14 protein-coding genes are annotated in these 14,236 nt (G+C 65.7%); 5 read left to right on the forward strand and 9 right to left on the reverse strand.

Annotation, left to right across the window (positions count from 1 at the left end):
- Nucleotides 1–78 precede the first annotated feature (78 nt).
- From J6U32_RS25480 to J6U32_RS25490, 4 genes are all read right to left on the reverse strand, one after another.
- Complete coding sequence (locus J6U32_RS25480) at nt 79–912, reverse strand: hypothetical protein (RefSeq protein WP_244332370.1); 834 nt, start codon at nt 910–912, stop codon at nt 79–81.
- A complete protein-coding gene (locus tag J6U32_RS27690; protein ID WP_280118965.1) occupies nt 902–1,033 on the reverse strand; it encodes a hypothetical protein in 132 nt (43 codons plus the stop codon). Before J6U32_RS27690 ends, J6U32_RS25480 begins: the two co-directional genes overlap by 11 nt.
- A 208-nt stretch (nt 1,034–1,241) precedes the next feature.
- On the reverse strand, nt 1,242–1,691 hold the full coding sequence (locus J6U32_RS25485) for a nuclear transport factor 2 family protein (RefSeq protein ID WP_208792697.1): 450 nt from the start codon (nt 1,689–1,691) through the stop codon (nt 1,242–1,244).
- Complete coding sequence (locus J6U32_RS25490; RefSeq protein WP_425324161.1) at nt 1,688–2,995, reverse strand: cytochrome P450; 1,308 nt, start codon at nt 2,993–2,995, stop codon at nt 1,688–1,690. Before J6U32_RS25490 ends, J6U32_RS25485 begins: the two co-directional genes overlap by 4 nt.
- 337 nt (nt 2,996–3,332) lie before the next feature.
- Here J6U32_RS25490 and J6U32_RS25495 point away from each other — a divergent pair, with 337 nt between their 5' ends.
- Both J6U32_RS25495 and J6U32_RS25500 read left to right on the forward strand, forming a co-directional pair.
- On the forward strand, nt 3,333–4,496 hold the full coding sequence (locus tag J6U32_RS25495; RefSeq protein ID WP_208792698.1) for a steroid 3-ketoacyl-CoA thiolase: 1,164 nt from the start codon (nt 3,333–3,335) through the stop codon (nt 4,494–4,496).
- 4 nt (nt 4,497–4,500) lie between these two features.
- Entirely contained in the window at nt 4,501–4,986 is a 486-nt protein-coding gene (locus J6U32_RS25500) for a nitroreductase family deazaflavin-dependent oxidoreductase (protein ID WP_208792699.1), read from the forward strand.
- 26 nt (nt 4,987–5,012) lie between these two features.
- Here J6U32_RS25500 and J6U32_RS25505 read toward each other — a convergent pair whose 3' ends face one another.
- Nucleotides 5,013–5,624: a TetR/AcrR family transcriptional regulator gene (locus tag J6U32_RS25505; RefSeq protein WP_208792700.1), complete on the reverse strand. Its 612-nt coding sequence runs from the start codon at nt 5,622–5,624 to the stop codon at nt 5,013–5,015.
- 122 nt (nt 5,625–5,746) lie between these two features.
- Here J6U32_RS25505 and J6U32_RS25510 point away from each other — a divergent pair, with 122 nt between their 5' ends.
- The 3 genes from J6U32_RS25510 to J6U32_RS25520 are packed head-to-tail and all read left to right on the forward strand — an operon-like array spanning nt 5,747 to nt 8,691.
- Nucleotides 5,747–7,009, forward strand: a complete 1,263-nt coding sequence (locus tag J6U32_RS25510; RefSeq protein ID WP_208792701.1) for a cytochrome P450 — start codon at nt 5,747–5,749, stop codon at nt 7,007–7,009.
- Nucleotides 7,010–7,052: 43 nt separating this feature from the next.
- Complete coding sequence (locus J6U32_RS25515) at nt 7,053–7,883, forward strand: glycosyltransferase (RefSeq protein WP_208792702.1); 831 nt, start codon at nt 7,053–7,055, stop codon at nt 7,881–7,883.
- A gap of 7 nt (nt 7,884–7,890) precedes the next feature.
- Nucleotides 7,891–8,691 carry a glycosyltransferase gene (locus J6U32_RS25520; protein WP_208792703.1) on the forward strand — a complete coding sequence of 267 codons (801 nt, stop codon included), beginning with the start codon at nt 7,891–7,893 and terminating at the stop codon, nt 8,689–8,691.
- Nucleotides 8,692–8,713: 22 nt separating this feature from the next.
- Here the strand turns inward: J6U32_RS25520 and J6U32_RS25525 are convergent, their stop codons facing one another.
- The 4 genes from J6U32_RS25525 to J6U32_RS25540 form a co-directional block, all read right to left on the reverse strand.
- Nucleotides 8,714–10,072, reverse strand: a complete 1,359-nt coding sequence (locus tag J6U32_RS25525) for a condensation protein (RefSeq protein ID WP_208792704.1) — start codon at nt 10,070–10,072, stop codon at nt 8,714–8,716.
- Complete coding sequence (locus J6U32_RS25530) at nt 10,069–11,439, reverse strand: condensation domain-containing protein (protein ID WP_244332372.1); 1,371 nt, start codon at nt 11,437–11,439, stop codon at nt 10,069–10,071. The genes J6U32_RS25525 and J6U32_RS25530 overlap by 4 nt, the downstream gene beginning before the upstream one ends.
- Before the next feature lie 80 nt (nt 11,440–11,519).
- Complete coding sequence (locus tag J6U32_RS25535) at nt 11,520–12,995, reverse strand: condensation domain-containing protein (protein WP_208792706.1); 1,476 nt, start codon at nt 12,993–12,995, stop codon at nt 11,520–11,522.
- A gap of 54 nt (nt 12,996–13,049) precedes the next feature.
- Nucleotides 13,050–14,069, reverse strand: a complete 1,020-nt coding sequence (locus tag J6U32_RS25540; RefSeq protein WP_208792707.1) for an alpha/beta hydrolase — start codon at nt 14,067–14,069, stop codon at nt 13,050–13,052.
- Nucleotides 14,070–14,236 lie beyond the last annotated feature (167 nt).

The following is a 14,236-nucleotide window of genomic DNA, read 5'->3' on the forward strand; positions in this document are numbered from 1 at the left end:
CTCGGGTTCTTCCCCAAGGGTTTCGTTGTTCCCCTGGAAATTGTCAGGGGAGGAATGGGTTTCTTGGGGAAGAACAGGTCAGCCAACGATTCCTGCGCGGCGGAGAGCCCCGAGGATCTTGCGGACGAAGGCGTCGGGGTCGCGCAGATCCTGCCACGTCCACCGCACCACAACGATCCCGCACTCACGGATCGCGTCCTCGCGCAGCTTCTCCGCGTAGATGACGTCTTCGGCAAGCCGATGCCCACTGGCCGCCGAGGCACGGTGATACTTGAACCTGCCGTCGAACTCCCCGACGACCAGCAAACGTCCATGCGAGTCGCGCCACCCGAAATCGCAGCGTTTCACCGAGCCGTCGGCGACGACGACCTCCGCCTGGAGCTCAGGCCGTGGCACCGACTTCGACTCCATCATGACACCGCGGCTGAGCGACTCGCCGATGCTCTCGGATCGATCGTCGGCCAAAGGCAGGGCGCTGCGCAGCAACGCAACTCCGTGCTGTCGCCGCATACCCGCTGCGACACCTTCGAGGTCGACGGATATACCACGTTTACGGCCCTGGTAGAGCCCGGAGTCGAGAGCGCACAATGCTTGCCGAAAAGTGCCTTCCCGCGCGACGTCACAGACGGTACGCGCGATCGACGTCACGACGATTCCGTTGGCCTCGACGAGATCGGCCGGAGTGATGTGGGCTTGGTGAACGATCAGACTCTGCGTGGTTCGGCCTGAGGCTTTCGAGGTGAAATGAACCTTCGAGGTATCGCTGTCCAGCAACGGAATGCCCAGAAGCGCCGCCGCCGACTGATGGCTCGGGTAACGCCGTTCCCCGCCGATCCGAACCGCCGCGAGGACCGAATCGCGATACCGCTCTTCACGAACCGCAAACTCATCGAGCTCACAGTCACCTGTCACCGGGACGTACCCACCCCACACGCGCAAGAGTCCCTTCGCGTAGACCACGCGCGATCTCGGCGTCGATCGCACCTCGTTTGATCGCATCACGCCGCAGGATCAGACGGTCGTCGGAATTCATGGGGATGAGCATGCCTGAGAACGAGCCGGCGTGGTCAGGCTCATCCACAGCTGTGGATAATCGCCTCTCGACCGGTATCCTGGCGCTTCTTCCCGAAGAAATCCGTTCCTCCGCAGGAAATTTCGCGGGGAAGAACGAAAAAGTAGGGGAAGAAGATTCTTCCCCTACTTTTCGTGGTTCGTGCCCGTCGCGCGGGTGAGAGGGACCGCTACGCCGGACGCACCGAGTTAATCGTCTTCTCGACCTCCCAGAATGCCCGCAGCGCAGAGAGTTTCCCGTTCTCATCGGCGCGGTAGGTGAACACCCCGTGGGCTTCGGAGACGTGACCGGCGACGTGGGTGACGATCTTGCCCACGTAGGCGACCTCGTTGCCGCAGATGATCTCGTCGTCGAAGACGAACTCGATGCTCTCGGTGGTCGCGATCGAGAGATCCCAAAACTCCGAGATCCGTTGGTGCCCAGTGAATCCGATGCCCTCGGCGTCGAACATCGACGGCCCCACCGGGTCCTCGACCTTCGCGTCGGTGGCGAAATTGTCCACCCAGGCCTGCTTGTCCCTGGCCTCGACGAACTCACGCGAGCGCCGTCCGGCGAGTACCGCCGGATGGTTCTCCCGATCGATGTTCAGATACGCCGGTGCGGTTTCGGAGTGGGTCATTTCGTCCCGTAGTCGACCCGGAGCTCCTTGACCCCGTTGATCCAGCCGTGCCGTAGGCGACGCGGTGCCTCGAGCCTGCTGATGTCGGGCACCAGGTCGGCGAGCGCGTTGAACATCAGGTTGATCTCCATCCGCGCCAGGTTCGCGCCGACGCAGAAGTGCGCACCGTTGCCGCCGAAACCGACGTGCGGGTTGGGATCTCGCAGGATGTTGAACTCGTAGGGCCTCTCGAAGACCTCGTCGTCGTAGTTCGCGGAGCCGTAGAACAGCCCGACGCGCTCGCCCTCGGCGATGTCGACGCCGCCGACCTGGGTGTCGCGTTTGGCGGTGCGCTGGAAGCAGTTGACCGGCGTGGCCCAGCGGACGATCTCGTCGACCGCGGTGGCCGGCCGCTCCCGCTTGAACAGCTCCCACTGATCGGGGTGTTCGAGGAAGGCGTTCATGCCGTGGCTGATCGCGTTGCGCGTGGTCTCGTTACCGGCGACGGTCAGCAGGATGAAGAAGAAGCCGAACTCGGCCTCGTCGAGCGACTGGCCGTCGAGGTCGGCATTGACCAGCACGCTGACGATGTCGTCGACCGGATTCTTGCGGCGTGCCTCGGCCATGTTGTAGCCGTAGCCGAGGATTTCGGCCGACGCCATCTGCGGGTCCTCGCCGAACTCCGGGTCGTCGTAGTTCATCATGTTGTTCGACCAGTTGAAGAGCTTGACCCGGTCCTCCTCGGGCACACCGAGCAGATCGGCGATGGCCAGCAACGGGAGGTCGACGGCGACATCGTGAACGAAGTCGCCGGTGCCCTGTTCGGCCGCGTGGGTGACGATCGTCCGCGCCGCGCCGTCGAGCTTGTCCTCGAGCGCTTGCACGGCGCGCGGCGTGAAGGCCTTCGACACCAGCTTGCGCAGCCGCGTGTGATCCGGCGGATCGTGGTTGATCAGCAGCGCCTTGGTGACGTCGAGTTGCTCCTGGGTCATCTCGTCGTCGAAACGCATGATGACGCCGTTGGACGCCGTCGACCAGTCGGCGTTGTTCTTGGAGATCTCGCGGACGTGGGCGTGTTTGGAGATCACCCAGTAGCCGCCGTCGTGGAATCCGCCGCCCTTGCCCTCGCGCTGCGCGTTCCACCACACCGGAGCCGTCGAACGCAGGGCTGCGAACTCCTGGACCGGGATTCCCTGTTCGAGCAGGTCGGGGCTGGTGAAATCCCATCCCTCCTGCGCCATGAACGGGCTGCTGCCCGCGTCTTCCGTTGACGACGTCGCCCCGCTCGGCGACTCCCCCGCGGAAACGTTGACGGTCTTGACCACTGTCACACCACCTGTCGTTACCTGTAGTGAGATGAGAACGGATTTCGGTCTCACTTGTGTGATCCACGGTACACAAGAATCGAAGGCTTCACGAGAACCTGTTCTACTTTTTTCTGGACGGTCGCCCCAGTCCGCGCCGCGATTGGAGTGTTGGGCGACCGTCCCACTTCGACTTTTCTGGACCGATGTCCAGGAAACTGCCGCTTTCATCCCTTCTCTGCCCCACCGGCCCTGCCATATCGAGCCCGAGGCTGGACGCAAACGAGAACATGTTCTAATTTGAGCAGGACAGTGCCGGTCATCAGACGGCAGCGAACCTCGTAGGAGAGGAACCACCATGGGTGTTCCGGTGATCGTGGAAGCAGTGCGGACGCCGATCGGAAAGCGCGCCGGCTGGCTGTCGGGTCTGCACGCCGAGGAACTTCTCGGGATGACCCAGCGCGGCCTCATCGAGCGGGCGGGCATCGACCCCGCCCTGGTCGAGCAGGCGATCGGTGGCTGTGTCACCCAGGCCGGCGCCCAGGCCGGCAACATCACCCGCAAGGCCTGGCTGTCGGCGGGCCTGCCCGAACACACCGGCGCGACGACGATCGACTGTCAGTGCGGGTCGGCGCAGCAGGCCAACCACCTGATCGCCGGGCTGATCGCGACCGACACGATCGAAGTCGGCATCGCCTGCGGCGTGGAGACGATGACCCAGGTACCACTCGGTGCCAACGTCGGGACGAATGCCGGCCCCTACCATGCCGATTCGTGGCACATCGACCTGCCCAACCAGTTCGAGGCCGCCGAACGCATCGCGCGCCGACGCGGCATCACCCGCGCCGACATCGAGGCGCTCGGCCTGCGGAGTCAGCAGCTTGCTCGAATCGCCTGGGACGAAGGACGTTTCGACCGAGAGGTGCTCGCCCTCAAGGCACCCGAGCGCACCAAGGACGGTGAACTCACCGGCAACATCCTCGACGTGGTCCGCGATCAGGGGCTGCGCGAGACGACCGCGGAGTCGCTGGCCGGCCTCAAGCCGGTGATCGAGGGCGGCATCCACACCGCCGGGACCTCGTCGCAGATCTCCGACGGCGCCGCGGCGATCCTGCTGATGGACGAGGGTCGCGCAAAAGAATTGGGACTCACCCCCCGGGCTCGGTTGCGCGCCCAGGCGCTCGTCGGCGCCGAGCCGCACTACCATCTCGACGGTCCGGTCCAGGCCACCGAACGAGTACTGAGCAAGGCCGGAATGTCGTTGTCGGACATCGATCTCGTCGAGATCAACGAGGCGTTCGCCTCGGTGGTGCTCAGCTGGGCTCAGGTGCACGGCGCCGACATGGACAAAGTCAACGTCAACGGCGGTGCGATCGCGCTCGGACATCCGGTGGGCAGCACCGGTTCCCGGCTCATCACCACCGCCCTGCACGAACTCGAACGCACCGACACACAGACCACCCTGATCACGATGTGTGCCGGCGGCGCAATGGCCACCGGCACCATCCTGGAACGCATCTGAACCCGTGGACGCGAACAATCGTCCGCGCCAGCTCGATTCACCCGTTGTCGCGCGACTGATCAAGGTGGGCTCGCGGCTCAACACGATGGTCTACCGGGCCACGGGTGGTCGACTGGGCAACACGTGGCGAGTCGGGGCGGCGCTGCACAAGCCGGTTCCGGTGTGTCTGTTGACCACGACCGGCCGCAAGACGGGCAAGCCCCGAACCGCACCGTTGCTCTATCTGCGCGACGGTGAGAACTTCGTCGTGGTGGCCTCACAGGGCGGACTGGCGCACCATCCGGCGTGGTATCTCAACCTGCGCGCCGATTCGGCGGTGACCATCGAGGTCGGGCGCGATCGCCACGAGTTGCGGGCCCGCACCGCCGATGAGGCCGAACGCGCGCGCCTGTGGCCGAAACTCGTTGATGTGTATGCCGATTTCGACACCTACGACGCCTGGACCGAGCGTGAGATCCCGGTGGTCATCTGCGAGCCCGCCACTGACTGACACCGCCTCCACGACCGTCGGCAGGCTCACCGACCCCCACTCGCGAGCGCACGGATCGCCGAGCCCAACCAGCGGTCGAGGAACACTCGGCGATCAGAGGCCGAGTACCCGTGGTCGGGATCGATGATCAGTGATTGCAGTGTGCGCAAGACGATTTCGACGAGGATCTCGATGTCCTCGTCGCGGTAACCGCGCGCGGTCCAGTCGACGTCCATCCGCTCGATCATGCTGCGCGCGAACACGCGGGCGTTCTCCGAGGTGATCTGTCCGATCACCGGCAGGCTCTGGTGCCCGGGCAACAGCAGGATACCCATGTAGCGGTCGTCGGCGAGCACCTCCAGGACCGCCGAAACACCCTCGATCACGGCCACATCCGGCTCGGTGAGCCCCACCAGGCGGTCGGCGATGCGGTCCAGGAACGCTCCGACGGCGTCGATGGCTGTCGCCGAGAGCAGTGCCTCGGTGCTCGGAAAGTAGCGATACACCGTCTGACGGGTCACGCCGAGCCGTCGCGCAACGTCGGCCAGACGGGTGGCCTCTCCCTGCTCGTCGATGACCTCACGCGTGGCCGCGAGAATGCGCGCGACGGCCTCCTCGTCGGTGGCGGGCACCGCGCCGGCCCAACCGTGCGTACGCATCAGCGTGCCCCGTGGTCGATCGCCCTCACCGGGCACTCGCGCGTCATGAGGCTTCAGCCTAATCGGCGACCGAGCCCGAGATGAACGACCATACAGATATTCTTCTGGTGTATGGTGTGGTGATGCAGACCACATCGACCCGTCCGTTCGACCCGGGTATCGACTTCACCGACCCGGACCTCCTCGAACGTGGCGTGCCCCTCGCCGAGTTCGCACATCTGCGCCGCACTGCGCCGGTGTGGTGGAACGCCCAGGAGGAGGGAAAGGGCGGCGGATTCCACGACGGCGGATTCTGGGTGGTCTCGAAGCACGCACACGTCCGCGAGGTCTCCCGCAATCACGCGCTGTGGTCCACCAACGCCAACGGCGCGATCATCCGACTCCCCGAGTATGTGACGGCCGATCAGATCGAGTTCACCAAAGCCCTTCTCATCAACCACGATCCGCCGTCGCACACCCGACTACGCAAGATCGTCTCGCGCATCTTCACGCCGAAATCCGTTGGTGCGCTGACCGACACGTTGAAGGAGTCGGCACGCCGGGTGGTTGCCGAGGCCGCGGAACGCCATTGCGGGAACTTCGTCGACGACGTCGCCGTCCACCTCCCGCTGCAGGCCATCCTCGACCTCATCGGTGTGCCCACCGCCGATCGTCCGAGGATTCACGAACTCGTCGACGCCATCATCAATTCCGACGATCCGGATCAGCTGATCGATCCCACCACGGCGAACGCCGAATTGCTGGGTTACGCATACCAGATGGCCGAGGATCGGCGACACAACCCGCGCGAGGACATCGTCACCACCCTGGTGCAGGCCGACATCGACGGCGAGGCCCTTGACGAGATGGAGTTCGGGTTCTTCGTCATTCTGCTGATCACCGCCGGGAACGAAACCACCCGAAATGCCACCACGCACGGAATGAATGCGTTTCTCGATCATCCCGCCCAGTGGGAGCTCTTTCGCCGTGAACGGCCCGCTTCGGCGGTCGATGAGATCCTGCGCTGGTCGACGCCGGTCAACGCCTTCCAGCGAACCGCCCTCGCCGACACCGAACTCGGTGGCGTCGCGGTCACCGCAGGACAGCGGGTCGGACTGTTCTACAGCTCGGCCAATTACGACGAGGACGTCTTTTCCGACCCGTTCACCTTCGACATTCTTCGTGACCCCAATCCCCATCTCGCGTTCGGCGGGAACGGGGCACATTTCTGCATCGGAGCCAACCTCGCCCGCCTCGAGCTGAACCTCATCTTCGACGCCATCGCCGACGTGCTGCCCGACATCTCGCGGATCGGGCCGATGCGGCGGGTCCGATCGGGCTGGCTCAACGGGGTCAAGGATCTCCCGGTGGATTACGGCACGCGCCAATCCATCCCTGGTCCCTGACGCTCGGTGGCCACGACGCGAAAGGGCACATAGACTTTCGTCCATGGCCGACGAATTCGATTCCACAGCCGACCACCTCTCCCCCTCGACGCCCGCAGTCGCGGTGATCATCCCCGCATACAACGAGGAACGCCTCATCGTCGACACCCTGCAGGCCCTGCAGAATCAGGAGTTCGACGCCCCACTGCATCGCGAGATTCTGCACGGATTCCGTGTCGTCGTGGTCGACAACAACAGCACCGATCGCACACCGGACCTCGTCCGTGAGTTCATCGAGGCCGGAACCCGGTTCCCCACCGAATTGATCTCCGAAACCGAAAAGGGTTCGGGCTGTGCGGCCGACACCGGCGCGCGTCACGCCATCGCTTCCGGAGCTCGCTACATCGCACGCACCGACGCCGACTCGCATCCGGCGCCGGACTGGCTCGCCACCCTGCTGATCCCGCTGTTCGCCGGGAAACGGCTCGTCGGTGGCCGGGTGAAAGCCCGTGACGACGAAGACGTCTCACCGTTCCTGTTCAACGCGGTCGGCAAGCTCTGGCGGGTCGGTCATGCCGTGGAGTACCTGCGGACCGCCCGCGGACCGGCCGTCGCCCGCCGCAGTTATGCGGTGGTGGGCAACAACATGGCCATCGACGTCGAGATGTACCTCGAATCCGGAGGCTTCCCGCGGACGCGGATGGAGGACGTCGACGACGACACCGTGTTGCAGAGTCGTGTGCGGTCGCTGGTGGGCCCCAAGGGAATCGCCTTGCAGAAGAATGCCCTGGTCTACACCTCGCAACGCCGCCAACAAGCGTTCGGGATCAAGGGCCTGCTCGAATGGTATTCGGGTGACCGCAGTTCCACCGACCTCGCCGCCGATGTCCGCTGAGCCCCGCGTGGCTGTGATTGTGCCGGCCTACAACGAGCAGCGTCTGATCACCTCGACGCTGCGCGCGCTCGACGCCCAACGTTTCGACACCGTGCTGCAACGTCGGCTGCTGAGCGGTTTTCGGGTCATCGTCATCGACAACAGCAGCACCGACGCCACCGCGGAGGTGGTCGAGAAGTTCATCGCCGAGGGCACCCGCCGGCCGTTCGAGCTGATCACCGAGACGCAGAAGGGGCTCGGGTCGGCCGTCGACACCGGCGTACGGCACGCCATCGACACCGGCGCGGTGTTCGTCGCCCGGACGGATTCGGATTCGGTCCCCGATCCGACGTGGCTGCACGAGCTGCTCCAGCCGCTGCTGGCCGGCCGGCGACTCGTCGGCGGCCGATTACGGGCACGCCACGACGAACCGTACTCACCGGTTCCCTACGACCTGCTCGGCCTGCTGTGGCGAGTCGGACACCTGCAACAGAAGTGGCGGACCCGACACGAACCTCCGTATGCGCAGCGGACTTTCGGGGTTGTCGGCCCGAACTGCGCCTTCGACACCGAGGTCTACCTGACCGCAGGCGGGTATCCGCGGCTGCCTCTCGAGCAGGTTTCCGAGGACTGGGAGTTGCAACAACGTGTACGCAAGGTCGCACCGAAGTCCGCGGTGGCCCTCGCACCACGCGCGATCGTCCGCACCTCCCAGCGCCGGGTACGGCATCTGGGCATTCGTGGGAACTCGGCGTGGTACGCCGCCGACCACCGGGGCGGGCGAGCCGACCTGGCGGAGTCGACGGGTCAGGCGATCGACATCCGCTGAGCGATGACGCCGGTGCGAGGCCTCACGTCATGCCGTGCGCCTGCGAGCCAGGCATGGAGACGCGGTCGACGATTTCGCCGATCACCGAAACCGTCTCGGACAGAACGGCGTCGATGATCTTCTCGGCCTGATCGGTGTCGGGATAGCGAACACGCACATGGATGCCGCTCTCGTCGCGCCACAGCCACCACTGCGCATTGTCGGTGTCGTGATCACCGGAGAGCTGACGGACCTCGACGCCGTCGTCCGGTGTGTACCAACGGGTGTAGTCCACGTAGGACAGCATGAACACATCGTCGCGGCTGCGGCGCAACCGATCTCCGAAGGTCTGATAGACCGGGGTCAATCCGATCTCGGCCAACGGTGTCGCCTCGGCCAGCCGACGCGCGTTGATCCGGCTGAGCTCCAACGGATCACCACCACATGCAACACGCATCGGGATGTTGTCGACGACCCAGCCGACGAAGCGGCGGTCCGTCTGGGGTCCGGCCGGGATGATCGTCGACATCTCCTCCGGGCCTCCGGACCGATGGACGGCCACTCCGATGGCGGTCAGCAATGCCGAGAGCGTCCGGCCGCCGTGGCGCCGGATACCGGCACCGAGTTCGGGGGCGTCGTCGGCGGACACCAGCGTGCGCATCGCGGTGCGCATCGGCTTGCGCTCCCCCGGGCCGACACCGAGATCCAACGGGAAATCCGGTATCTGCCAGTCGGACTGCTCGAGATAGCGTTCCCACCCGGCCAGACGCGGATCGTCGGCCGGCACCGCCGGCTGTCGAATGTGTGCGCGCACCTCGTCGAGACCCGATGTGACAGGTCGCAGGGGGCGTGCGGCGAGAACATCGGTGATGTCGGCGGCGATGACCGTCAACGACCGCGCGTCGACGTAGGCGTGGTCGAAGGCACAGATCACCGTCGTCGAATCCGGCCGGCAGACGGCGGAGAAGAAATGCCCGCCGGGACGGAGCGGATTGCACGCCGATGCGGTCCGTCGCAGGACCTCGTCGGTGAGTGCCTGCGGGTCCCAATGACGCGCATCGATCTCGTCGTCGACCACCGCCGGGACGTCCCGATGGTGATGGCGCACATAGTCATCCCCGGCGACGAAATGACTACGCAGCGCGTCGTGGCGTGACATCACCTCCGATGCCATGCGCCGCAGCAGTTCCCGGGGCACCGATCGGGGTAAATCGATGACGAGGGTCATCCAGCCCAGATGCCCGGCCCGCACCGAGTCGAGATGGAAGCGCTCGTTCTCCGAGACCGCCATGACGGCCGGTGCGCCGGCCACCGCCGACCCACTCGCCGCCCCGGTCTCCGGCACCCACTGCACGAAGCGTCCCGGATTCACCGAATAGTGTTCCAGGCTCGCCAGTTTCATGCCGTCATCCCGGTCGATCCGGTGGGCTGTGCGGAGCGCTCGGCCCCGGCGGCGAAGTCGTGCAGGATCTCGGCGATCGCGTCGAGGTAGGCGCCGACGTTCCTGCGGGCGGTCTCGTTGTCCGGGATCTGCGTCTCGACCGTCACGCAGTCGGTCATCCGGCTCACCCAGAGGTTGGCGTTCTTGGTCTTTCCGACACCGGGAAAGCCGACCGTGGTTCGCACCGTCGGGTCCTCGACCCCTGGTAGGCGACGATGATCGATGTAGGTCACCATCTGCGGCGAACCCGTGATCGGCGGCAACTCACCGGTCTGCGCCAACACCCCGAGTACCGCACCCACCGGTGCGGTAGCAGCAGACCGCGCGTGGCGGACGGCGTCGGTGGCCACCCCGATCAGCGACACGAAGTCGGCGTCGGGGTCGACCTCGAAGCAGATCGGGGCGAAATTACACAGCCAGCCCTGGGTCCGTTCGTGCCCGGGGGGACGCGTCGCCAGGGCGGTCGTCGTGCAGAACAGGCGGTCACCGGTCACCGCGAACTGCGCCGATGCCATTGCCGCGTACAGACATCCGGTGAAGGTCTGGCCGGTTCCGGCGAGTCGCTCGTCGATCCGGGCGGCGTCGGCGGCGTCGATCAGATCGCGGCGGGCGCGGACCGCCGGTACCGCGGCGGTGCCGCCGTCGAGTCCGAGGTCCAGCGGCGAGGTCGGAACACCGCCCTTGGCCCGCAGCGCCGTCCGCCAGGTGTGGACGCTGTCGTCATCGGCGGCGACCGACCCGGCCGACCTCGCCTCGGCCCGGATGAAGTCCGCGTACTTGCCGACCGACGGCAGATCCGCGGACTCGCCGTGCACCCGTGCCCGGTAGAGCGCGACGATCTCGGCGAGCGCGAGCCACACCGAGTATCCGTCTCCATGGACATGGTCGGCCCCGACATAGAACGTGAAGCCCCGCTCACCCGCCGCGGCCCCGAATGCCATGGCGGGTACCGAATCGAAGTCGGTCAGCGACGTGATGCGTTGCGCCGCATATTCGCCGACCGACGCATCGTCGACGATGAGGTCGGGGTCCGGCACGGTGGTGATCATCTCGACCGAATCCGGTGGCGCGACGACCCGGGTGATCCCCGACTCGTCGACGACGTAATGCGCACGCAGTTCCTCGTGACGGCGTACGAAGTCGGTGAGCGCCTGCGCCATCGCCTCGGCGTCGAGCGGCTCGTCGAATCGAGTGAGGGAACCGATGATCGCCCGATGCGGTTCGCCGCGCAGACGAGCGGCGACAGCGGTCGCGAGGTGATCGGACTGCAGGAAGGTTCCCGCACCCGAGGGCGACGAGCCGAGCCTGGCCCGATCCGGGGAGCGCATGGTCCACTCCACGACGGACCCACCCGGAAACGCCTCGCGCAGAAGCGGTCCGAGCTCACCGGGTGGTGAGAACCGCACCGTCACCGGCGCCGGCCGGTCAGTGCGGAGGCATCGGCGAGGACGACCGGGCAGTCGCCGTCGGCGATCACCGAGCGCAGTATGGCGTGGAACGTCGAGAGGAAGGCCTCGACCGCAGCACCCTGAGGACCGGCGGTGAACCGCGCGGAGACGTTGAGGCCGTCCGGGATTCGGTTGATCCAGAAGTAGACCTCGTCGGCGTCGGCGGTGGCGCTGCGCAGGACGCGAGCATTGCGGGCGTCCCACTGATCGGCGCCCTCGGCGCGTCGCAGGTCGATGTAGGAGACGACGAATCCCGGCGGGGTCACGTCGCCGCCGATCAGGTCGGCGATCGGGGCGAACGGGGCGCTGCCGGCGTCGCGGTAACGCCCGACACTCGCCGCCACGGCGGGCAGGGCCGCACCGAATGTGGTGGCACCACCCAATCGGGCGTGCATCGGGATCACACCGACGAACCAACCCACCGCCTCACCCCACTGGGGACCGGTGCGGGTGTGGACGGGACTGATGAAGCGTAGATCGTCGGCTCCGCTGCAGGCCGCGCCTGCCATCGTCAGCGCCGTGTACACACCGACCGCCATCGAGGTGCCCGCGGCCTTGCACACCGCGTCGAACGCCTTGGTCTGGGCCGGGTCGAGCAGATAGGTCGACAGGCTCGACTGGTATCCCTCGTCGGGGCTGCGGGGGCAGGTGATCGTCGGGGTATGGCCGGCGGGAACCTCGAAACGCGGGAAGGTCGGCATGGGTCCGGGCTGTGCGACCGACGTCGAGGTCTCGAAGAACTCGCGCCACAGGGTGACCGCGGTGTTGTTGGCATCGATCTGCTCGCCGAGATCGCGTTCGGCGTCGGCGAAGTCGAGGTAGCTGCCGTAGTCCAGCAAATTGTGCGGCGTCCCGTCGAGCGCGGCCTCGTACAGGGTGGTGAGCTCGCGGATCGCGAAGACCTGTGTGTAGGCGTCCATCACGGTGTGGTCGGCGGCGAAGATCAGCAGAAAGCGATCGTCGTCGCCCGGTTCGACGGTGACCGCAACGCAATGGGGCCAGCGCAGCGGTGACACGGTGCTGTCGAAGTACTCCTGGACGCAGGCTTGTGCCTCGTCGGCCGTCATGGCGTCACCGAGCGCACTCGTACGGACCGAGATCGCCTGGGGTGTGGTGGTGATCCTGGTCAGATCGTCCTCGGGTCCGGTACCGGCATCGGTGCGCACCGACGACCGGAACGCCTCATGCCTGCGGTACCACTCCTCGATGGCGGCCGCGAGTGCCTGTCGATCGAGGGGGCGGTCGATCATGAACGCCGTACCGATCCATTCGCTGTACCAGTCGTCGCCCATCGTCTGGGCACGACGCGCGTGCTCGAGGTGCATGTAGGACAGCCGACGCGGATCGGGCTGCCAGGCGGTGGCGTCGGCGGTCGGCTCCCACGCGGTCACCCGACCGCCGGGAATCCGATAGTCGGCGAGTTCTGTGTATTCCATCGAAACCTCCGGTAATGATCGTGTGAACGGGACGGAGCAATTATTGAAAGCGCATCAACTGTTCAGGCCGTGAGCAATGGTGGGCCAACTCTGCCTCTGCTGGTCGCGCCAGTACGGCCAGGAGTGCGTTCCGGGATCGACGTATCGAATCGTCGCGGGAATACCCGAGGCGACGAGTCGGGACTGCAATTCCCGCGTACACAGGTAGGTACCGAATTCGATTCCACCCCCGACGACCTGGCGATTCGCCGGGTCATCGTTACCCGGATACCCCGGCTCGTCGTACTTGCCGGGCATCCCGGTACCGCTGGAGATGTAGACGGTCGTGCCGCGCAGATTGCCGGCCAGCGACACCACATCGTGCGCGACCCATCGGGGATCGTTCGGCGGGCCCCACATGTTGTCAGGGTTTCCGCCGAATGCGGTGACGATACCCCGTGGATAGGCCTGTCCGGCCAGGCCAGTGGTGGTGTAACAGCCGCTGTAGGAGGCCACCGCGCGGTAGAAACCCGGATGACGTGCGGCGAGCACCAACCCGGCTCCCGCACCCATCGAGATGCCCGCGATTGCGCGTTTCCCGTTTCCGTTGAATGCTTCGTCGATCAGCGGTGGCAGTTCGTCGATCAGGAATGTTTCCCATTGGTAGCGACCAAGTTTGGGATCGTCACGTTCCCAGTCGGTGTACAGACTGCCGTTGCCCGCCAGCGGCATCACGACGTTGACGTTCTTGTCGGCATAGAAACGCCGGGCGTCGGTCTTGCGCAACCACATGCTGTTCTGCGGATCTTCTTCACCGAGTCCGCTGAGCAGGTACAGCGACGGACGTGGCCGATCGGCGTGTGCCGGGGTGAGCACCTGCACCTTGATCGTCTTGCGCATCGCCGGGGAGTACACATAGAGCGCGGTGAGGTCGGTCCCCTCCGACGCGATCCGTTCGATCGTCGCCTTCTGCGGCGCCGCATGGGCCGACCCCGGGTCACCGACGACCCCGGTCATCACCGCCGCAGCGACAACCAGAAGACCCGCGTAAACGCGGAAACGACGCCGCGAACGGCGACCAGAATCACCCGACAAATCAGCACCTCACGAACAGTGAACAACCGAGAAATGTGGCTCAGATAGACCGCCAGCACGCTCAAGATAACCCGAATCCGCGGTTTTCGTCACAATTTCTTTCTCCGGATCAATGAATTACGTTGTCGAACCACGTGGGTCTTTCTGCGAGATTCCTGTGAAACCGC

Origin of the sequence: Gordonia polyisoprenivorans, from assembly GCF_017654315.1 — a bacterium.
Classification (GTDB): Bacteria; Actinomycetota; Actinomycetes; order Mycobacteriales; family Mycobacteriaceae; genus Gordonia; species Gordonia polyisoprenivorans_A.

What these genes read in the sequence shown, in the direction of transcription:
- J6U32_RS27690 (WP_280118965.1), bottom strand. Translation starts at nt 1,033, where the DNA reads ATGAATTCCGACGACCGTCTGATCCTGCGGCGTGATGCGATCAAACGA.
- J6U32_RS25485 (WP_208792697.1), bottom strand. Translation starts at nt 1,691, where the DNA reads ATGACCCACTCCGAAACCGCACCGGCGTATCTGAACATCGATCGGGAG.
- J6U32_RS25495 (WP_208792698.1), top strand. Translation starts at nt 3,333, where the DNA reads ATGGGTGTTCCGGTGATCGTGGAAGCAGTGCGGACGCCGATCGGAAAG.
- J6U32_RS25505 (WP_208792700.1), bottom strand. Translation starts at nt 5,624, where the DNA reads ATGCGTACGCACGGTTGGGCCGGCGCGGTGCCCGCCACCGACGAGGAG.
- J6U32_RS25510 (WP_208792701.1), top strand. Translation starts at nt 5,747, where the DNA reads ATGCAGACCACATCGACCCGTCCGTTCGACCCGGGTATCGACTTCACC.
- J6U32_RS25515 (WP_208792702.1), top strand. Translation starts at nt 7,053, where the DNA reads ATGGCCGACGAATTCGATTCCACAGCCGACCACCTCTCCCCCTCGACG.
- J6U32_RS25525 (WP_208792704.1), bottom strand. Translation starts at nt 10,072, where the DNA reads ATGAAACTGGCGAGCCTGGAACACTATTCGGTGAATCCGGGACGCTTC.
- J6U32_RS25530 (WP_244332372.1), bottom strand. Translation starts at nt 11,439, where the DNA reads ATGCGCTCCCCGGATCGGGCCAGGCTCGGCTCGTCGCCCTCGGGTGCG.
- J6U32_RS25535 (WP_208792706.1), bottom strand. Translation starts at nt 12,995, where the DNA reads ATGGAATACACAGAACTCGCCGACTATCGGATTCCCGGCGGTCGGGTG.